Origin of the sequence: Micromonospora sp. URMC 103 (assembly GCF_051386435.1) — a bacterium.
GTDB lineage: Bacteria > Actinomycetota > Actinomycetes > Mycobacteriales > Micromonosporaceae > Micromonospora.
The window spans coordinates 1,344,945-1,364,308 of sequence record NZ_JBPQTR010000005.1 but is presented as its reverse complement, the minus strand read 5'-3'; the positions used below and the strand labels follow the sequence as shown (position 1 = coordinate 1,364,308).

At 72.8% G+C, this 19,364-nt stretch carries 17 protein-coding genes; 5 read left to right on the top strand and 12 right to left on the bottom strand.

Annotated elements, in window-relative coordinates; translation table 11 throughout:
• Nucleotides 1-80: 80 nt before the first annotated feature.
• A complete protein-coding gene (locus ACSNOA_RS19360; RefSeq protein ID WP_436660199.1) occupies nt 81-1,130 on the top strand; it encodes an aldo/keto reductase in 1,050 nt (349 codons plus the stop codon).
• Nucleotides 1,131-1,205: 75 nt separating this feature from the next.
• On the opposite strand, the gene ACSNOA_RS19355 is transcribed toward ACSNOA_RS19360, so the two are convergent.
• Genes ACSNOA_RS19355 through ACSNOA_RS19330 form a run of 6 tightly spaced genes read right to left on the bottom strand, consistent with a single transcriptional unit; the run spans nt 1,206 to nt 6,398 of the window.
• Entirely contained in the window at nt 1,206-1,721 is a 516-nt protein-coding gene (locus tag ACSNOA_RS19355) for an NUDIX domain-containing protein (protein ID WP_436660197.1), read from the bottom strand.
• Between the two features lie 47 nt (nt 1,722-1,768).
• Entirely contained in the window at nt 1,769-2,407 is a 639-nt protein-coding gene (locus ACSNOA_RS19350; RefSeq protein WP_436660195.1) for an SRPBCC family protein, read from the bottom strand.
• Nucleotides 2,404-2,805, bottom strand: coding sequence for an ArsR/SmtB family transcription factor (locus ACSNOA_RS19345; protein ID WP_436660194.1), 402 nt, complete (start codon nt 2,803-2,805; stop codon nt 2,404-2,406). Before ACSNOA_RS19345 ends, ACSNOA_RS19350 begins: the two co-directional genes overlap by 4 nt.
• Before the next feature lie 28 nt (nt 2,806-2,833).
• The gene (locus ACSNOA_RS19340; RefSeq protein ID WP_436660192.1) at nt 2,834-4,930 is read right to left on the bottom strand and encodes a xanthine dehydrogenase family protein molybdopterin-binding subunit; all 2,097 of its coding nucleotides are present in this window, start codon (nt 4,928-4,930) and stop codon (nt 2,834-2,836) included.
• Nucleotides 4,927-5,916 (bottom strand): FAD binding domain-containing protein, encoded by a 990-nt coding sequence (locus ACSNOA_RS19335; RefSeq protein WP_436660191.1) that lies wholly within the window; start codon nt 5,914-5,916, stop codon nt 4,927-4,929. The genes ACSNOA_RS19340 and ACSNOA_RS19335 overlap by 4 nt, the downstream gene beginning before the upstream one ends.
• Entirely contained in the window at nt 5,913-6,398 is a 486-nt protein-coding gene (locus tag ACSNOA_RS19330) for a 2Fe-2S iron-sulfur cluster-binding protein (protein ID WP_436662376.1), read from the bottom strand. Before ACSNOA_RS19330 ends, ACSNOA_RS19335 begins: the two co-directional genes overlap by 4 nt.
• A gap of 141 nt (nt 6,399-6,539) precedes the next feature.
• Between ACSNOA_RS19330 and ACSNOA_RS19325 the strand changes: the two genes are divergently transcribed.
• The gene (locus tag ACSNOA_RS19325) at nt 6,540-7,184 is read left to right on the top strand and encodes a nucleotidyltransferase family protein (RefSeq protein ID WP_436660190.1); all 645 of its coding nucleotides are present in this window, start codon (nt 6,540-6,542) and stop codon (nt 7,182-7,184) included.
• 69 nt (nt 7,185-7,253) lie between these two features.
• Here ACSNOA_RS19325 and ACSNOA_RS19320 read toward each other — a convergent pair whose 3' ends face one another.
• Nucleotides 7,254-8,249, bottom strand: a complete 996-nt coding sequence (locus ACSNOA_RS19320) for a helix-turn-helix domain-containing protein (protein ID WP_436660188.1) — start codon at nt 8,247-8,249, stop codon at nt 7,254-7,256.
• 52 nt (nt 8,250-8,301) lie between these two features.
• Between ACSNOA_RS19320 and ACSNOA_RS19315 the strand changes: the two genes are divergently transcribed.
• Entirely contained in the window at nt 8,302-8,718 is a 417-nt protein-coding gene (locus ACSNOA_RS19315; RefSeq protein ID WP_436660186.1) for a cupin domain-containing protein, read from the top strand.
• 109 nt (nt 8,719-8,827) lie between these two features.
• On the opposite strand, the gene ACSNOA_RS19310 is transcribed toward ACSNOA_RS19315, so the two are convergent.
• The 5 genes from ACSNOA_RS19310 to ACSNOA_RS19290 form a co-directional block, all read right to left on the bottom strand.
• Nucleotides 8,828-10,069 carry a ricin-type beta-trefoil lectin domain protein gene (locus tag ACSNOA_RS19310; protein WP_436660184.1) on the bottom strand — a complete coding sequence of 414 codons (1,242 nt, stop codon included), beginning with the start codon at nt 10,067-10,069 and terminating at the stop codon, nt 8,828-8,830.
• A 230-nt stretch (nt 10,070-10,299) separates the two neighbouring features.
• Nucleotides 10,300-11,676, bottom strand: a complete 1,377-nt coding sequence (locus tag ACSNOA_RS19305; protein ID WP_436660182.1) for a GH1 family beta-glucosidase — start codon at nt 11,674-11,676, stop codon at nt 10,300-10,302.
• Between the two features lie 29 nt (nt 11,677-11,705).
• A complete protein-coding gene (locus tag ACSNOA_RS19300) occupies nt 11,706-12,545 on the bottom strand; it encodes a carbohydrate ABC transporter permease (protein WP_436660180.1) in 840 nt (279 codons plus the stop codon).
• A complete protein-coding gene (locus tag ACSNOA_RS19295) occupies nt 12,538-13,536 on the bottom strand; it encodes a carbohydrate ABC transporter permease (RefSeq protein WP_436660178.1) in 999 nt (332 codons plus the stop codon). Before ACSNOA_RS19295 ends, ACSNOA_RS19300 begins: the two co-directional genes overlap by 8 nt.
• Nucleotides 13,537-13,611: 75 nt before the next feature.
• Nucleotides 13,612-14,913, bottom strand: coding sequence for an ABC transporter substrate-binding protein (locus ACSNOA_RS19290; protein ID WP_436660177.1), 1,302 nt, complete (start codon nt 14,911-14,913; stop codon nt 13,612-13,614).
• A gap of 242 nt (nt 14,914-15,155) precedes the next feature.
• On the opposite strand from ACSNOA_RS19290, the gene ACSNOA_RS19285 reads away from it, so the two are divergent.
• Together ACSNOA_RS19285 and ACSNOA_RS19280 are read left to right on the top strand one after the other, a co-directional pair.
• The gene (locus ACSNOA_RS19285) at nt 15,156-16,355 is read left to right on the top strand and encodes an ROK family transcriptional regulator (RefSeq protein ID WP_436660175.1); all 1,200 of its coding nucleotides are present in this window, start codon (nt 15,156-15,158) and stop codon (nt 16,353-16,355) included.
• Nucleotides 16,356-16,629: 274 nt separating this feature from the next.
• Entirely contained in the window at nt 16,630-19,263 is a 2,634-nt protein-coding gene (locus ACSNOA_RS19280; protein ID WP_436660173.1) for a discoidin domain-containing protein, read from the top strand.
• Nucleotides 19,264-19,364: the final 101 nt, after the last annotated feature.

Sequence of the window (19,364 nt, the reverse complement as noted above, 5' to 3'; positions counted from 1 at the left end):
CTCCAGAGCACTCGAACTCCTAGCGTGAGGCGCACGCCGGCGGGCCTGCCGGCGTGTGACCCACAGCAGGGAGCACAGGCATGCGTTACCGCGTCCTCGGCGGCACGGGCATCGAGGTGAGCGTCCACGCGCTCGGGGCCATGATGTTCGGCGCCGTCGGCAATCCGGACCACGACGAGTGCGTCCGGATCGTCCACGCCGCCCTCGACCGCGGCGTCAACCTCGTCGACACGGCCGACATGTACTCGGCCGGCGAGTCCGAGGTCATCGTGGGCAAGGCGCTGCGCGGCCGCCGGGACGACGTCGTGCTCGCCACGAAGGTGCACTTCCCCATGGGGGAGGGGCGCAATCGGGGCGGCAACTCGCGGCGCTGGATCACCAAGGCCGTCCAGGACAGCCTCCGGCGGCTGGGCACCGACTGGATCGACCTCTACCAGGTGCACCGCCCGGACCACACGACCGACGTCGAGGAGACCCTGGGCGTCCTCACCGACCTGGTCCGCGCCGGGACCATCCGGGCCTTCGGCTGCTCGACCTTCCCGGCGGAGGAGATCGTGGCGGCGCAGCACGTCTCCGAACGGCGGGCGCTCGGGCGGTTCCGCACCGAGCAGCCGCCGTACTCGCTGCTCGCGCGGGGCATCGAGGCCGACGTGCTGCCGGTCTGCCAGCGGTACGGCATGGGCGTGCTCACCTGGAGCCCGCTCGCCTCGGGCTTCCTCTCGGGGCGGTACCGCGACGGCCGTCCGGCGGACCTGACCAGCGGGCGGGCCGCCCTCACGCCGGCCCGCTTCGACCCGACGCTCCCCGGGAACGCCGCCAAGTACGCCGCCGTCGAGGACCTCGTGGCGCTCGCCGGCGAGTTGGGTCGTACGCTGCCGGAACTGGCCGTGGCCTTCCCGGCCGCGCACCCGGCGGTAACCTCCGTCATCATCGGACCGCGCACGATGGCGCAGCTCGACGGGCTGCTGGCCGGCGCGACGCTCAGCCTCGACGACACGGTGCTCGACCGGATCGACGAGATCGTGCCGCCCGGCGCCAACCTGTACGCCCCGGACGGCGCCTGGCGCCCGCCGGCGCTGACCGACCCGGCGCTCCGCCGCCGCCCGCTGGCCGACCGCCCCGCCGCCTGACCCGCGGCGACCTCACGTTGCTCGGTCGGTGACGGCTCAGCGACTCGTGGCCCGGCGTGCCGAGTCGCTGAGCCGTCATCGATCGGCGGTGCTGGCGAGGAAGTCGGCGAGGACGCGGGTGTGCGTGTCGAACGCCAGCTCGACCGGTTCGGTGAGCACGAGCCACTCGGTGGCCTCCTCGGTGGGCGCCGAGGGCGGCAGGTCCTCGACACGCCGCTCGGGCAGGACGCCGAAGACCATCATGGTGCCGCCGGCCGGTGCGCTGTGCACCGCGAGGAGCGTCGCGTCCCCGGCGGCCGCGACCAGGCCGGTCTCCTCGCGAAGTTCGCGGACGAGCGCCTCGTCCCACTCCTCGCCGTACTCGATGAAACCGCCGGGCAGGGCGAGCAGCCCCCGGGCCGGCTCGATGTCGCGGCGGACCACGACCACGCCGAGGCCGGCCGGCGTGCGCACCGGCAGCACCGCCACCGCGACCGGCAGCGGGTTGCGCCACACGGTCTGGCCGCAGACCGGGCAGACGCGCGGCCAGCCGGCCGCCGCCGGGTAGGCGGACCCGCAGAACGAGCAGTGGGAGTACGGCGCACCGGTCATGCCGCAGGAGGTTACCCGCGCGCCGTCGGGAGAGCCGCCGGCCCGGGTCAGGCCGGGGCGCCCGTGTAGAAGGCGGTCACCCGGTCGGCCGCGGCGCGGGCGGTTTCGGGATCGGTGCCGGCGGCGACGCTCGCCTCGTACCAGCGCTCGCTCGCCAGGGTCATGTACGCGCGGCCCTCGTCGGAGGCCGACCAGGCCTCGGCGTCCTCGGGACGGACGGCCGCGCCCGGCTGGCCGAAGTACGACGCGAGGCCGAGCAGGGCGAGGTCCCAGCCGATGCCGACGGCGCCGGGGCCGAACTGCGCCGCCCGGTCGTCGTCGACATGTGCGATGTGGTCCAGCTCGAAACGGGTGCGGTCCTCGCCCTCCGGGGTGAGCCGGACCTCGATCCAGCTGACCTCACCGCCGTACTCCCAGGTCGCCGCGAAGCTGGTCGGCGGGTCGCAGCTCTCGACGGTGCCGCCCGCGTTCCCCTCCAGCTGGTAGCGGCCGCCCAGGCGCAGCTCCCCGGAGATCGGGAGGAACCAGCGGGGGATGCGCTCGGCGTTCGTGCAGGCGTCCCAGACGTCCTCGATGGGCGCGTCGTACGTCTGGCTGATCGTTATCACGCTCGCCTCGCCGGCCTCCAGCGTGCGGCTTCCCACCTGCCGCCGGACGGCGTTGATCTGCTCGGTCGCGTCGATCATCGTTCTTTCCTCTCGTCGGAAGCCGTGCTGGATTGGTCGCCGGACTGCTCGCCACCGCCGGACTGCTCGCGCAGCCGCCGTTCGCGCCTGCCGCGGGCCAGCTCGGTGGCGAGCGCCGCGAGGGGCGGGGTCCAGAACCTACGGAACGTGGCGAGCCACTGGTCCACGTCGCGCAGGGGCCGCGGGTCGACCGCGTAGAGCCGTCGCGCCCCCTCGGGCCGGACCGTGGCGAAGCCGTTGTCCCGCAGCACCTTCAGGTGTTGGGAGACGGCCGGCTGGGAGATCCCGAACTCGCGCTGGATCACCGCGCCGACGGCGCCGGCAGTCGCCTCGCCCTCGGCGAGCAGTTCGAGGATCCGGCGCCGGACCGGGTCGCCCAGCACATCGAAGGCGTGCACGGGCACATTTATATCAGCTCGGCCTTATTTAAGCGACCCCTGAAACGCCGATCAGTTTGTCGAGGCGGATCGGCAGGTCCCGCACCCGTACGCCGGTGGCGTGCCGCACGGCGCTCGCGATCGCGGCGGCCGTGCCCACGATGCCGATCTCGCCGAGGCCCTTCACGCCGGCCGGGTTGAGGTCGGGGTCCTCCTCCGGCACCCAGTACGCCTCGACGCGCTCGACGTCCGCGCACGCCGGGATGTGGTAGGTGGCGAGGTCGTGGTTGACCCAGTCGCCGTACCGCTCGTCGAGCACGCCCTCCTCGTGCAGGGCCATCGACATGCCCATGGTCATGCCGCCGATGAGCTGGCTGCGCGCCGTCGTGGGGTTGACCACCCGCCCGACGGCGAACACGCCGAGCAGCCGGCTCACCCGCACCTCGCCGGTGTCCGCGTCCACGCGCACCTCGGCGAACTGCGCCCCGTACGCGTAGCGGGCCATCGGCCGCTGGGCCCGGATCTCGTCCGCGGTGTGCGCCTCGACGGTCAGCCCCTCGGCCGGCAGCGCCCCGCTGTGGTGGCTGAGCTGGTCCCGCAGCTCCTGACAGGCCCGCATGACGGCCCAGCTCCACGAGGAGGTGCCCATCGAGCCACCCGCCACGCCGGCCGGTGGCAGGTCGCTGTCGCCGATCAGGATGCGTACGCGCTCCGGCGGTGTGTCCAGCGCGTCGGCGGCCACCTGCCACAACGCGGTCCGGGCCCCGGTGCCGATGTCGGTCGCGTTGATCCGCACCAGGTAGCCGCCGTCGGGAAAAGCGGTGGCCGTGGCGGCGGAGGCCCGCGCCCGGGCGGGGTAGCTGGAACCGGCGACCCCCGTGCCGATCATCCACCGGCCCTCCCGGCGGGCGCAGGGGCGCGGGTTGCGGTCGGCCCAGCCGAAGCGGCGCGCGCCCTCGGTGAGGCAGGCCACGAGGTTGCGACTCGTGAACGGATGCCCCTGGTCCGGGTCGATGTCCGGCTCGTTGCGGATGCGCAGCTCGACGGGGTCGATCCCGCACGCGGCCGCCAGCTCGTCCATCGCCGATTCGAGGGCGTACGCGCCGGGGCACTCGCCGGGCGCCCGCATCCAGAACGGCGTCGGCACGTCGAGCCGGACCAGCCGGTGCGTGGTGCGCCGGTGCGGCGCCGCGTACATGCTGCGGGTGTAGACGGCCGTCTGCTCGGCGAACTCGGTGAGCCGGGACGTCTGGCTGATCGCGTCGTGGCAGACCGCGGCGATCCGCCCGTCGGCGTCGGCGCCGAGCCGCACCCGCTGGATCGTCGGGGTGCGGTAGCCGACGGGGCCGAAGATCTGCTGACGGGTGAGGGCGAGCCGGACGGGCCGGCCGACCTGCCGGGCGGCCAGCGCGGCGAGCACCACGGCGGCCTTCGGGTAGCCCTTGCTGCCGAACCCGCCCCCCACGTGCTCGCTGACCACCCGGACCGCGTCCCGGGGCAGCCCGAAGAGTTCGGCGAGCGCCGCCTGCACCGCCGTCGAACCCTGGTTGGAGTCGTGCACGAGCAGCCGTCCGTCCCGCCACTGTGCCGTGGTGGCGTGCGGCTCCATCGGGTTGTTGTGGTACGCGGGCGTCCGGTAGGTGACGTCCACGCGCACCTCGGACGCGGCGAACGCCGCGTCGAAGTCGCCCTCGGCGGTGTCCGTCGGATAGCCGGGGTTCACCTTCTCCGGCCGGTAGAGACCCGGATGGTCGGCGGTGAGCACGGTGCTGTGCGGCTCGGTGTCGTAGTCGATCCGGACGTGCCGGGCCCCCTCCCGGGCGGCCTCGATGCTCTCCGCCACGACCAGCGCCACGAACTGGCCGCGGTAGTGCACGGCGGGCTCCTGGAGCAGGTACAGCTCCGGATCCACGTCGGGGGAGAGCCGCGGCGCGTTCCCGTGGTGCAGCACGGCGACCACGCCCGGCACCGCGAGCGCCGGCTCGGAGTCGAGGCGGGTGATCCGGCCGCGCACCGCCGCCGTGGGCACGGCCCAGCCGTACGTCACGTCGTCGAGCGGGTACTCGACCGCGTACCGGGCGGTGCCGCTCACCTTCTCCGGCCCCTCCAGCCGGGTGTGCGCCCGGCCCACGGCGCCCGCGCTCATGCCGCCACCCCCGCGAGTTCGCTCAGCGCGCGCACGGTGATGGCGCGGAGGAGCGGCACCTTGAACGCGTTGTGCCGCAGCGGCCGGGCCGCGTCGAGTTCGGCGTCGGCGGCCCGCCCCGCCAGGTCCGGCGTGAACGGCCGCCCCCGCAGCTCCGCCTCGGCCCGCAGGGCCCGCCAGGGCCGGTGCGCCACCGCGCCGTAGGCGAGCCGGACGTCGCGGACGACGCCGGCGTCCAGGTCGAGCACCGCGGCCACCGAGCCGACCGCGAAGGCGAACGACGCCCGGTCGCGCACCTTGAGGTACGCCGAGCGCCGCGCGGCCGGCAGCGGCGGAAGCCGTACGGCGGTGACCAGCGCGCCGCGGGGAAGCGTGGTCTCCCGCTCCGGGTGCTCGCCCGGCGACCGGTAGAACTCGGCGACGGGAAGCTCGCGCGGCCCGCCGGGCTCGGTCACCTCGACCACGGCGTCGAGCGCGGCGAGCGCCACCGCGAGGTCGGACGGGTGCGTGGCCACGCACTGCTCGGACCAGTCCAGGATGGCGAGGTCGCGGTTCTGCCCGTGCCGGGCCGCGCAGCCGGTGCCCGGTTCCCGCTTGTTGCACGCCTTGCCGGTGTCCTGGAAGTAGACGCACCTCGTGCGCTGCAACAGGTTGCCGCCGGTGGTCGCCATGTTGCGCAGCTGGCCGGACGCGGCGGCGAGCAGCGCCCGGGCGAGCACCGGGTAGTCCCGCCGCACCACGGGGTGCGCGGCGAGGTCGCCGTTGCGGACCGTCGCCCCGATCCGCAGGCCCCCGTCGGGAAGCTGCTCGACCCCGCCGAGCGGCAGCCGGGTGACGTCCACCAGCAGGTCCGGCCGCTGCACACCGAGCTTCATGAGGTCGACCAGGTTGGTGCCGCCGGCCAGGTACGCGGCCTCCGGGTCGGCGCCGAGCAGCGCGACGGCCTCCGCGACGTCGGCGGGGCGCCGGTAGCGGAAGGGCCTCACCGGTCACCCGCCGTCTCGCGGATCGCGGCCACGATGTGGGGGTACGCGGCGCAGCGGCACAGGTTGCCGCTCATCCGTTCCCGGATCTCGGCGTCGGTGAGCGGCGCCGGCTGAGTGAGGTCCTCGGTGACGGCGCTCGGCCAGCCGGCCGCGGTCTCGTCGAGCATTCCGCGGGCGGAGCAGATCTGTCCCGGCGTGCAGTAGCCGCACTGGAAGGCGTCGTGGGCGATGAACGCCTCCTGGAGGGGCGAGAGCGCGTCCGGGCCGCCGAGGCCCTCCACGGTGACCACCTCGCACGCGTCGAGGCTGACCGCGAAGATCAGGCAGCTCTTGACCCGCCGGCCGTCCAGCAGCACGGTGCAGGAGCCGCACTGACCGTGGTCACAGCCCTTCTTGGCGCCGATCAGGCCGAGGTGTTCGCGCAGCGCGTCGAGCAGCGTGGTGCGGTTGTCGAGCGTCAGCTCGCGGCGCTCGCCGTTCACGGTGACGGCGACCGGGGACGACCACTCGTCGCCCGCCGTCGTGGCGCTACCGGAGCCGCTTCGCACACGGTCATAGTAGCTTTGACAGGGCTAATGCGAAGAAAACGGGCGTTTCGTCAACCGGTCGAGGGGGCGAGTGGGATGCGGGACGAGACCGTGGCCGGCCTGCTGCTCGCCGCCGGTGCGGGCCGCCGGTTCGGCCGTCCCAAGGCGCTCGTCGAGTTCGACGGCGAGCCCCTCGTGCGCCGCGCGCTGCGGCTGCTGCACGCCGGCGGCTGCGCGCCCGTGCACGTGGTGGTGGGCGCCGGCGCGGACGACCTGCCCCCACTGCCCGGGGCGGTGCTCGTCCACAATCCCGACTGGCGGCGGGGGATGGGCCTCTCGTTGCGCCTCGGGCTGGCGTCCCTGCCCCGACACGTGGCCGCCGCCGTCGTCGTCCTCGTCGACCAGCCGCTGCTCGCCCCCGCGGCCGTACGCCGGATCCGCGCCGCCCACGCGGCGGGCGCGGCCATCGCGACGGCCACGTACGCCGGGCGACCCGGGCATCCCGTGCTGCTCGGGCGGGCGGCCTGGCCGCTGCTCGACCGGCACGCCACGGGCGACCGGGGCGCACGGGACCTGCTGCGAGCCCGACCGGACCTGGTGACCCGGGTGCCCTGCGACGGCCTGGGCGCCCCCGTAGACGTGGACACCCCGAAGAACCTGGCCCACGCCCACGCCCACGCCCATGCCCATGCCGGCGCGGGCCCGGCCGGGCGCGGTCGATCATGCAGTTGTGGTGGGTGACGAAGGTCGCGAACCGGGGCGGGCCGGGCACCACGACTGCATGATCGGCGAAGCGTTGTCGGACGCTCGTCAGCGTGGTGGGGTCGTGTCGAACCGGCGTCGGTAGGAGCTGGGATTCAACCCCGTGTGGCGCAGCATCTGGGCACGCAGGTTGGTGGCCGTGCCCAGTCCGCTGGCACGGGCGACCACCGGGAGGCGCTCCTCGCCCGCCTCGAGCAGGCGGCAGGCGTGGGCGACGCGCTGGGTGGTCAGCCAGGCCAGGGGCGTGGTGGCGAGCTCGGCCCGGAAGCGGCGGTGCAGGGTGGCGGGACTGACCCCGGCGTGGGCGGCCAGGTCGGTGACGGTCAGCGGGCGGTCCAACCGCTGGCGTGCCCACTCCAGCAGCGGCCCGAGGGAGGAGTCGACGACGGGTGGGACGGGTTGGGGGATGAACTGGCGTTGCCCGCCCGTGCGGTGGCCGGCGAAGACCAGCCGCCGGCCGACGATGTTGGCGACCTCGGCGCCGTGGTCCCGGCGGATGATGTGCAGCCCCAGGTCGAGCGCCGCGGCGCTCCCGGCGGCGGTGAGCACGTCGCCGTCGTCGACGAACAGCACGTCGGGTTGCAGCAGCACGGCGGGGTGGCGGGCCGCGAACAAGGCGGTCCAGCGCCAGTGGGTGGTCGCGCGCCGGCCGTCGAGCACGCCGGCGGCGGCCAGGGTGAAGGCTCCCGTGCAGAAGCTGACCAGCCGGGCGCCCCGGTCGGCGGCGCGCCGGACCGCGTCCAGCACCGCCGGGCTCGGCGGGACCTCCGGGTCCGGCCGGTTGGGCACGATGAGGGTGTCCGCGTGCTCGGCGGCGTCCGGACCGGCCACGCCGGTGAGCGTGAAGAACCCGGCGTGCAGTTCGACGGCGGGCTCGGCCGCGCACACCGCGAAGTCGTACCACTGCCGGTCCACCTCGGGCCGGCGGAGCCCGAACAACTCGGTGGCCACGCCCATCTCGAAGGGGTTCGACCCGGCGTCCACGAGCAGCACCACCCGGTGCGCCCCGGCCGCGCCGGTCGATTGAGAGGATTTTTGCGACACGTGCAATTTCTAGCACTCACCGGCCCCCCGGCCACACGGGCAGGATGGCGGCATGAGCACTGGACCGATCGACCTCGCCGACGCGCTGGCCTCGTTCGAGGCGCTGTGGAGCCCGCGCATCGTGACCCGGGTCAACGACTACGACGTGCGGATCGCCAAGGTGGCCGGCGAGCACGTCTGGCACCGCCACGACGACACCGACGAGTTCTTCCTCGTGCTGGCCGGGGAGCTGCGCATCGCCCTGCGCGAGCAGCCGGAGGGAGCAGAGGGCGCGGCGGTCCGGGAACGGGTGGTCGTCCTGCCGCGGGGATCGGTATTCGTGGTGCCACGGGGCACCGAGCACAAGCCGTCCTCCGCCGGAGGCGCCTCGATCCTGATGTTCGAGCCCACCGGCACGTCCTCGGTCGGCGACCGGCACGACGCCGTCCCCGAGCACGTCGACGCCACGACGGGCCACGAGCTGGGCTGACCGCGCCCCATCTCCGGGGCAGCTCGACAGCGGGCGGGGCCACCACGGTCGAGCACGGCCGAAGGGCCGCCGCGGCGAGCGCCGCGACGGCCCTCCGGTGTGTGAACGGTCAGCGGCGCCACTTCTGGTTGGCGCCGCCCGTGCAGTCCCAGATCTGCAGGCGGGTGCCGTCGGCCGAGCTGACGCCGGTCGCGTCGAGGCATCTGTTGGCCTGCGGGTTGACGATGTCCCCGGCGGCCGTGAAGGTCCAGCGCTGCGCGCCGCTGCCGTTGCAGTCCCAGAGCTGGACCTTGGCGCCGTTGGCGGTGCTCCCGCCGCTGACGTCGAGGCACTTGCCGAGCGCCCGCACCGAGCCGTCGCCGGCCCAGGTCCAGCGCTGGGCGGCGCTGCCGTTGCACGTCCAGAGCTGCACGGCGGTGCCGTTGGCCGTGCTGGCGCCCGCCACGTCGACGCACTTGTTGCCGTAGCCGACGATCGGCGCGCCGCTGCCGCCGCCCCCGCCGCCGGTGTCCCACGCCTGCACCCGGACGTAGTCGACGACCATCTGCTGCGGGAACACCGTGCTGGCGTCGGGCGAGCCGGGCCAGTTCCCGCCGACCGCCACGTTCATGATCATGAAGAACGGGTGGTCGAACACCCACCGGTTGCCGCGCAGGTCGGCGGGGGTCTTGCGGGAGTACTGCACGCCGTCGAGATACCAGGTCACCGAGTCGGGCGCCCAGTCGACCGTGTACGTGTGGAAGGCGTCGGCGAGCGCCTGCCCGCCGGGCAGCGAGGTCTGGCCGGTGACGGCGTTGCCGCCGGAGTAGCCGGGGCCGTGCAGCGTGCCGTGGACGGTGGACGGCTCGCGCCCGACGTTCTCCATGATGTCGATCTCGCCGCTGTTGGGCCACGGGTTCGTGGCGATGTCGTTGCCGAGCATCCAGAAGGCGGGCCAGAGCCCCTGACCGCGCGGGATCTTGATGCGGGCCTCGAACCGCCCGTACGCCTGGGCGAACGTGCCGTTCGTCAGCAGCCGGGCCGACGTGTACTGGCAGCTGCCGTACCAGCAGCCGTAGTTGGCCGGGTTCTCCCGGCGGGCGGTGATGACGAGGTTGCCGTTGCCGTCCAGCGCCGCGTTGCGGGTGCTGTTCGTGTAGTACTGCAACTCGCTGTTGCCCCAGCCGCCGCCACCGATGTCGTAGCGCCACTTGCTGGCGTCCGGTGGCGAGCCGGCGGGGCCGTTGAAGTCGTCGGACCAGGTCACGGCGCCGGGCGCCGCCGTGGCGGGGGCCGCGGTGGTCGCGGTGAGCGCCACGCTGAGGCCCACGCCGGCGAGGGCGAGCGCGGCGATGGCACGAAGTCTGCGCACGGGAAGCCTCCCTGCGGTCTCGGGACTGCCGGCCCTCGGGCCCACCCGGCGAATGGCCACCGGTCGGGAATCTACGAGGAAACCGGGAAATAGATTGGTAACAATCTATTGAGACACGTCGATGCTGTCAAGAGAGCGCTCTCCTGCTTCCCGCCCGGGATGCCGGGGGAGCCGGCCCTGGGTGCCGCCCGGCGCGGCACCCAGGGATCCCGGACCCCGTCGGCCCGCTCTCAGGCCACCGGCGTGGCGGCACCGGCCGCACCGGCGAGCCGCTGGTGGGCGCGGATCAGCTCGGCGTAGCGGTGCCCGCTCGCCTTCACCGTCCGCCGCTGGGTGGTGTAGTCCACGTGCACCAGGCCGAAGCGCTTGTCGTAGCCGTACGCCCACTCGAAGTTGTCGAGCAGCGACCAGACGAAGTAGCCGGCCAGCGGCACGCCCCGGGAGACCGCCGAGGTGCACGCCGCGAGGTGCTGCTCCAGGTGGTCGGTGCGCTCCTTGTCCTCCACGGTCCCGTCGGGGGTGACGTCGTCCACCCACGCCGAGCCGCTCTCGGTGACGATGATCTTCTTCGGGCGGTACTCCTCGTTCACCGCGACGAGCAGCTGCTCCAGGCCGGGCGCGTACATCTCCCAGCCCATCGCCGTCTCCACCGCGCCGGGCACCGGCACCTGCCGGGCGTACGGCGGCGGCCCGTCCGGGTCGTCCACGACGAGCTGCCGGAAGTAGTAGTTCACCCCGAGGAAGTCGGTCGGGGTGGCGATGACGTCCAGGTCGTCGCCGCGCACGGGCGGCTCGACGCCGTACGTGGCGACCATGTCGGCCGGGTAGCCGCGCCCGTGCACCGGGTCGAGCCACCAGCGGTTGACGTGCCCGTCCATCCGGCGGGCCGCCTCGACGTCCTCCGGCCGGTCACTGGCCGGCTCGATGGGGCTGAGGTTGAGCACCAGCCCGATCGAGGCCGGCAGGGCGGCGTTGGCCCGGACGGCGCGGGTGGCCAGCCCGTGCCCGAGCAGCGTGTGGTGCGAGGTGCGCACCGCGCGGGTGAGGTCCCGCTCGCCGGGGGCCATCTTGCCCTCCAGGTGCCCGATCCAGGACACGCAGAGCGGCTCGTTGACGGTGCTCCAGTCGCTCACCCGGTCACCGAGCCGGGCGGCCACGATCGCCGCGTAGTCGGCGAACGCCTCGGCGGTGGAGCGCTCCGGCCAGCCGCCCCGGTCCTGGAGGGCCTGCGGCAGATCCCAGTGGTAGAGCGTGACGAACGGCCGGATGCCCTCGGCGAGCAGGCGGTCGACCAGCCGGTCGTAGAAGTCGAGCCCGGCGGCGTTGACCTGCCCCACGCCCTCCGGCAGCACCCGCGGCCAGGCCACCGAGAACCGGTACGCGTCGACGCCGAGCTGGCGCATCAGCCCCACGTCCTCCGGCCAGCGGTGGTAGTGGTCGCAGGCGACCGCGCCGGTGTCGCCGTTGTCGACGTTGCCCGGGGTCGCCGAGAAGGTGTCCCAGATGGACGGAGCCCGGCCGTCGACGTCGACGGCCCCCTCGATCTGGTACGCCGCGGTGGCGACACCCCAGACGAAGTCGGGCGGCAGCTTGGACAGGTCCGGCACGGGTCGGTTCTCCTCTGCGATGGTTGTGCTCACTTGACCGCGCCGGCTGTCAAACCGGCGACGAAGTAGCGCTGGAGCGCCAGGAAGCCGGCGACGACGGGCACGCTCACCACCAGCGAGGCGGCCATCACCTGGTTCCAGTAGACGTTGAACTGGGTGGAGTAGCCCTGGAGACCGACCGCCAGCGTCCGGCTGCCCTCGTCGGTCATGACCGAGGCGAAGAGCACCTCGCCCCAGGCGGTCATGAAGGCGTACACGGTGACCGCCACGACGCCCGGCACGGCGGCCGGCAGGATCACCTTGAACAGGGTGCGCAGCGGGCCGGCGCCGTCGACCTGGGCCGCCTCGTCGAGCCCGCGCGGGATCGAGTCGAAGTAGCCCACGAGCATCCAGATCGAGAACGGCAGCGAGAAGGTCAGGTAGGTGATGACCAGGCCGAGGCGGCTCGCGTACAGCTCGATGCCCGTGGCGTTGCCGAGGTTGACGTAGATGAGGAACAGCGGCAGCAGGAACAGGATGCCGGGGAACATCTGCGTCGAGAGCACGGTCACCGAGAAGACGCCGCGGCCGCGGAAGCGGTACCGGCTGACCGCGAACGCGGCGAAGATGGCGACGGCCACCGAGCACACCGCGGCGATGCTCGACACCACGAGGCTGTTCACCAGGTACCGGGCCAGCGGCACGGTGCTCCACATGTCGATGAACGGCTGAAGCGTGGGCCGGGACGGCCACCACGTGAAGTTGTTCTGCACGTCCTGCAGCGGCTTCGCCGCCGAGGTGACCATCACGTACAGCGGAATGACGACGAACAGGGTGAGCAGGGTCAGCACGATCCGCCGGCCCCAGCGCTCACCGGCGGTCTCACGCATGGTCCCTCCGGCGGTTGGTGATCAGCAGGTAGCCGGCCGAGACGACCAGCAGGAAGAGCAGCAGCGCCACCGACATGGCCGAACCCGAGCCGAAGTCCCACGTCTTGAAGGAGCTGCGGTAGATGTGGATGGAGATGAGGTCGGCCTGCTGCGGGGCGGAGCCGCCGAAGAGCACGTACGGGGTGTTGAAGTCGTTGAACGTCCACAGGAACAGCACCAGCAGCAGGACCAGGTTCACCGGCCGCAGCATGGGCAGGGTGACCGACCGCAGCCGCCGCCAGAACCCGGCGCCGTCGATGGCGGAGGCCTCGTACAGCTCGCCCGGGACGTTCTGCAGGCCGGCCATCAGGCAGAGGAACGCGAACGGCCAGTTCCGCCAGACCGACACCACGAGCAGCGCCCAGAAGCTGTTGTCGCCGATCAGCCAGAACGGCCTCTCGTCCAGCAGCCCGAGCTGGTCGACCAGCACGTGGTTGACCAGGCCGGTGTCCCGCTGGAGCAGGAAGCTCCAGGTGATCACGGCGGTGTAGACGGGCAGCGCGTACGGGGTGAGGAAGAGCGCCCGCAGGATCGCCCGGCCCCGGAACGGCCGTTGCAGCACGACGGCGCCGGCCATGCCGAGCAGCCACGCCAGCCCCACCGACAGGATGGTGTAGGCGAGGGTGACCCAGAACGAGTGCAGCAGCTCGCGGCCCGCGGCGGAGTGGATGTCCAGCGTGGCCTTGTAGTTGTCCAGCCCGATGAAGGGGGCGGTCGACCAGTCCCGGATGTGGAACTGGGTCAGCTCCAGCAGGCTCATCCAGACCCCGACGACCATCGGGATCACGTGGATCGCCAGCTCCAGCACGATGGCCGGGACGAGCAGCAGGTACGGCAGGAGCGAGCGCCGTGGCCGGCGGGCCCGCCGGGCGGGTCCCGACGCCGGCGCTCCGGCCCGGGGGTCACGCCGGTCGGGGCGGGCCGGGCCCGGCGCGGTGGTGCTGGTTGCCATCAGGGTCCTCTCGCCAGGTGGTGGCCGTGGCAGGGCGGGTAGGGCGCCCTGCCACGGCCACCGGTGACGCCGGGGTCAGCGCATCTTCTGCTGCGCGTCGGTCAGCTTCTTCTTCACCGAGTCCTCGGTGACCGGGCGGCCGCTGGCCGCGTCGGCGAACAGCTCCTTGATGGCGGTGCCGACCAGCGTCTCGAAGGTGCTCTCGTCGGGCACCTGCGGCAGCGGGGCCGCCGTGGTGGACAGCGTCTCCTGGAGCACCTTCTGCTCCGGGGCGCTGAACGCCGGGTCGGAGCCGGCGGTCTTCACGGCCGGCAGCGAACCGTACGTCTTGTTGAGGATCGTCTGCTCCTCGTCGCTGGTCATGAACTTCACGAAGCTCAGCGCGCCGTCACGGTTCTTGGTGTGCTTGAAGACCGCCATGTTGATGCCGGCGACCATGCTGTTGACCTTCTTGCCGCCGGCGGGCGGGGTGCCCAGGAACGGCACCGGGGCGACACCGTACGCGTCGGCCGGCATGTTCTGCGTCTTCAGGTTCGAGCCGGCGGCCTGCCAGAGCAGCATGGCGGCCTTGCCGTTGGCGAAGTCCGAGACGGACTGGTTCTGCGCGTACTCGGCGTTGCTCGGGTTCGCGATCTTGTCGGCGGCCATGAAGTCCACGTACCGCTTGACGGCCGAGACGTTCTGCGGCGTGTCGAACGTCGGCTTGCCCGACGAGTCGAACCACTCGCCGCCGTACTGCTGGCTGAACGCGAAGGCGTGGTGGGCGTTCTCGTTCGGGTTGGCGCCCTCGATCGCGAGGCCCCACTTGCCGCCGGTGCTGAGCTTCTTGCCGTACTCGGCGAGCTGCTCCCAGGTGGTCGGGGGAGCAGTGATGCCCGCGTCGGCGAACGCCTTCTTGTTGTAGTAGAGGGCGTACGCGAGGCTGTAGATCGGCACCGCGGCCGGCGGCTTGCCGGGCGCGCCGGCGGCGGCGAGCGCGGCCGGCACGAAGCGGTCCTTGCCGCCCACGGCCTGCAGGGTGGCGTCGTCGAACTCGACCAGCGCGCCGGTGGCCTGCAGCGACGCCGACCAGGTGTTGCCGATGTTCACCACGTCCGGGCCCTTGCCCGAGGTGGCCGCGGCGAGCAGCCGGTTGAGCAGGTCGGACCAGGGCACGACCTCGACGTTGACCTTGATGCCGGTCTGCTTCTCGAACTTGTCCAGCTCCGGCTGGAGGATGGTCTTGTCGGCCTCCAGGCTGGCGCCCTGGTTGCTGGCCCAGTACGTGAGGGTCTTGGTCGACCCGCCGGAGTCGTCGGCGGAGCCGCCGCAGGCGGTCAGCGAGGCGGCCGCCAGGACGGCGGCGGCGAATATCCCGAGGTGTCGTCTCGTCGACACGTTCAGCCCTTCCGGTGCAGTGGTTGGGGGCCCGTCGGCCGTCCGTCTTGAGCTGTGTGGGGGCGACGGGGGCCGGCCGGTGCGGCCGGGGTCTTCGGGCGGCGCCGGCGGGGTTCCGACGGCGTTTCCCGACAGTTACATCAAGGCTTAATTAATGTCGTCATTAAAGTGGTTGTCCAGTGGGTCGTCAAGCACGGGGGCCGTACAGTCGCTCCGGACGACCGACGGGATCGAGGTGACCAGTGGAGCTGGCGCGAGCCACCAACCGGAGCGTGCGGCTGCGCAACCGGTCCGCCCTGCTGACCAAGCTCTTCCTCGACGGTCCGCTGACCCGGCAGGACCTCGTCCGCAGCACCGGCCTCAGCCAGCCGGCGGTCAGCAACGTGGTCAGCGACCTGATCGAGGAGGGCCTCGTGGCCGAGGCCGGCGCCGCCGAGTCCGACGGCGGGCGGCCCAGCATGATGCTCCGGATCGCGCCCCGGTACGCCTTCCTCGTGGGGGTCGACGTCGGCGAGACCCGCGTGCGGGTCGAGCTGTTCGACTTCGCGATGACCCTGCTCGCGAGCGCCGAGTACCCACTCGACCCGGCGCGCACGGAGCCCGAGGCGGTCGCCGGGCACGTGCTCGCCGGGATCGACGCGGTGACCGGCGCGGCCGGCGTCGCACCCGCCGACGTGCTCGGTGTCGGTATCGGTGTCTCCGGCGTGGTCAGCCAGGGCGAGCACGCCGTGGTGCACGCGCAGGCCCTCGGCTGGGACCGGGTGCCGCTGGAGCGCCTGATCGCCGCGGGCACCGACCTGCCGCTGCACATCGACAACGGCGCCAAGACCCTCGGCCAGGCGGAGATGTGGTTCGGCGCCGGCCGGGGCGCGCGGCACGCCGTCTTCGCCCTGGTCGGCTCGGGCGTCGGCGCGGCCGTGGTGACCGGCGGCGTCACCTACCGCGGGGCGTCCAGCAGCGCGGGGGAGTGGGGGCACACCACCCTGGTGTACGGGGGGCGGCCGTGCCGCTGCGGCGCCCGGGGCTGCCTCGAGGCGTACGTCGGCGCGGAGGCGATCATCGACCGCTACCGGGAGGCGCGCCGGGGCCGCCCGGTGCCCGGTGACGACGAGGAGTCCCAGCTCAACGCCCTGCTCGACGCGGCGGCCGACTCGGCCACCGCGCGCCGGGTGCTCGACGAGACGGCCGCCTACCTCGGCGCCGGCGTGGCGAACCTCATCAACCTGTTCAACCCCGAGCGGGTCGTCCTGGGCGGTTGGGCCGCCATGGCCCTCGGTGACCTGCTGCCGGCGGTCCGCGAGGCGGCGGGCCGCCAGGCGCTGCGCCAGCCGTACGAGCAGGCCTCGATCGAGCTGTGCCGCCTCGGCGTGGACGCGGTGGCGCTCGGCGCGGCCACGCTGCCCATCGCCCGCTTCCTCGCCGACGGCGGCGTACGCCGCTGACAGCTCGACAGGCGCCGGGGAGGCGTCCTCGGCGTGGTGCGACGCCGGCCGGGGCGGGGCGTGGCTCCCGACAAAAGCTCCGGAGTGGACTTTCAGGATAAATAACAGTGTTATAGATCGATGTCTTGACGACGTCGCAACCCCGCCGTAACACTCCAACGAGAGCGCTCTCGCGACCCTCGGCGTCGTCCCGGCGGCACCACCCCGGCGCTCGGTCGCGCTCGTCCCTCCCGTCTGCCCGGCGTCCCCCAGCCCCCTATCGACAGGCACAGTCATGACATCTCGCGCTTTATCCGTACGCCGGGCTCCGCACCGGCGCCGGCGGCTGCTCCTCGGGCTCGCCGTGGCCCTGGTCGCGGCGCTCAGCCCCGCGGGCGTCGCGCCGCCCGCGCAGGCCGCACCCACCCTGCTGTCGCAGGGCCGCCCGGCCACCGCGTCCTCCTCGGAGAGCGCCGGCACGCCGGCCGCCGCGGCGGTCGACGGAAACACGGGCACACGGTGGTCCAGCGCGTTCAGCGATCCCCAGTGGATCCAGGTGGACCTGGGCGCCCGGGCCACCATCAGCCAGGTGACCCTCGCCTGGGAGGGCGCCTACGCCCGCGCGTTCCAGCTGCAGACCTCCGACGACGGCGCCACCTGGACGACCGTCCACAGCACCACCACCGGCACCGGCGGCACCCAGACCATCGCCGTCACCGGCGCGGGCCGCTACGTGCGGATGTACGGCACGGCGCGGGGCAGCGCCTACGGGTACTCGCTCTGGGAGTTGCAGGTCTATGGCGAGACCGGCGGCAGCACGCCGGCCTGCGGCAGCGCCAACGCCGCCCAGGGCCGGCCGGCCACCGCGTCCTCGACCGAGAACGCCGGGCTGCCCGCGTCCGCGGCGGTCGACGGCGACACCGGCACCCGCTGGGCCAGCGTCGCGAGTGACCCGCAGTGGCTGCGGGTGGACCTGGGCAGCACCCAGACGATCTGCCGGGTGGTGCTCACCTGGGAGGCCGCGTACGCCCGGGCCTTCCAGATCCAGACGTCCGCCGACGGCAACACCTGGACCACCGTCTACAGCACCACGACGGGCGCCGGCGGCACGCAGAGCCTGACCGTCACCGGCAGCGGCCGCTACATCCGGATGTACGGCACGGCACGGGCCACCACCTACGGCTACTCGCTGTGGGAGTTCCAGGTGAACACCACGGGCGGCGGGAGCGGCGACCCGTCCATCCCGCCGACCGACCCGCGCAACCCGAACCTCGGGCCGAACACGTACGTCTTCGACCCGAGCACCCCGACCAGCACCATCCAGAGCCGGCTGAACACCCTGTTCACCCAGCAGGAGATGAACCAGTTCGGCCCGCAGCGGTACGCCGTGCTGTTCAAGCCCGGCACCTACACGGCCGACGTGAACCTCGGCTTCTTCACCCAGGTCGCCGGCCTCGGCCTGAGCCCCGACGACGTCAACCTCAACGGGCACGTCCGCGTCGAGGCGTTCTGGATGGGCGGCAACGCCACCCAGAACTTCTGGCGGTCGGCGGAGAACCTCTCGGTGACCCTGCCCGCCGGCGTGACCGTGGAGCGCTGGGCGGTCTCCCAGGCCGCCCCGTACCGCCGCATGCACCTGCGCGGCGGGCAGAACCAGATCCAGCTCTGGAACGGCGGCGACGGCTGGTCCAGCGGCGGCCTCATGGCCGACACCCGGATCGACGGCCTCGTCGTCTCCGGCTCCCAGCAGCAGTGGTACTCGCGCAACAGCGAGTTCGGCAACGGCTGGACCGGTTCGGTGTGGAACATGGTCTTCCAGGGCGTCGTGGGCGCGCCGCCGCCGCACTTCCCGAACCCGTCGCACACCGTCGTCGCGCAGACGCCGGTCGTACGGGAGAAGCCGTTCCTCTACGTCGACGGCACCGGCGAGTACCGGGTCTTCGTGCCGGCGCTGCGCACCAACTCGACGGGCACCAGCTGGTACGGCAAGACCCCGGCCGGCTCGTCGATCTCGCTGTCGCAGTTCTTCGTCGTCCAGCCCGGCACCAGCGCGGCCACGATCAACGCCGCGCTGGCCCAGGGCAGGCACCTGCTCTTCACCCCGGGCGTGCACCACGTCACCGAGCCGATCCAGGTCAACCGACCCGACACGGTGATCCTCGGCCTCGGCCTGGCCACCATCCAGGCGGACAACGGCACGGTGGGCATGCGGGTGGCCGACGTGGACGGTGTGAAGGTGGCCGGCATCATGTTCGAGGCCGGCACCACGAACTCGCCCGTGCTCATGGAGGTCGGGCCGGCCGGCTCGTCGGCCAGCCACGCCGCCAACCCGACCTCGCTGCACGACGTGTTCTTCCGCATCGGCGGACCCCACGTCGGCAAGGCCACCAACACGCTCACCGTCAACAGCGACAACGTGATCGGCGACCACATGTGGCTGTGGCGGGCCGACCACGCGGCCTCGGGCGTGCCCACCGGGTGGACGCTGAACACCGCCGACACCGGCCTCACCGTCAACGGCGACAACGTCACCATGTACGGCCTCTTCGTGGAGCACTACCAGAAGTACCAGACCGTCTGGAACGGCAACGGCGGGCGGACCTACTTCTACCAGAACGAGATGCCGTACGACCCGCCCAACCAGGCCGCCTGGATGAACGGGTCGACCCGGGGCTACGCCGCGTACAAGGTGGGCGACGGCGTGACCAGCCACCAGGGGTGGGGCATGGGCAGCTACTGCTACTTCAACGTGAACCCCGCGGTGGTCGCCGACCGGGCCTTCGAGGTGCCGAACAACCCGAACGTGCGGTTCACCAACCTGGTGACCGTCTCCCTCGGTGGCGTCGGCACCATCAACCGGGTGATCAACAACTCGGGTGGCACCGCGAACGCGGCCAACCAGCAGGTGTACGTCACCGCGTACCCGTAGGCGATTCGAACCCCGCGGGCCCGGCCGGAACCCCCTCCCGGCCGGGCCCGTGCGCGTGAACCTCAAAGCTGCCACAAGCGATCCGCCCGGCCACCTGCGGA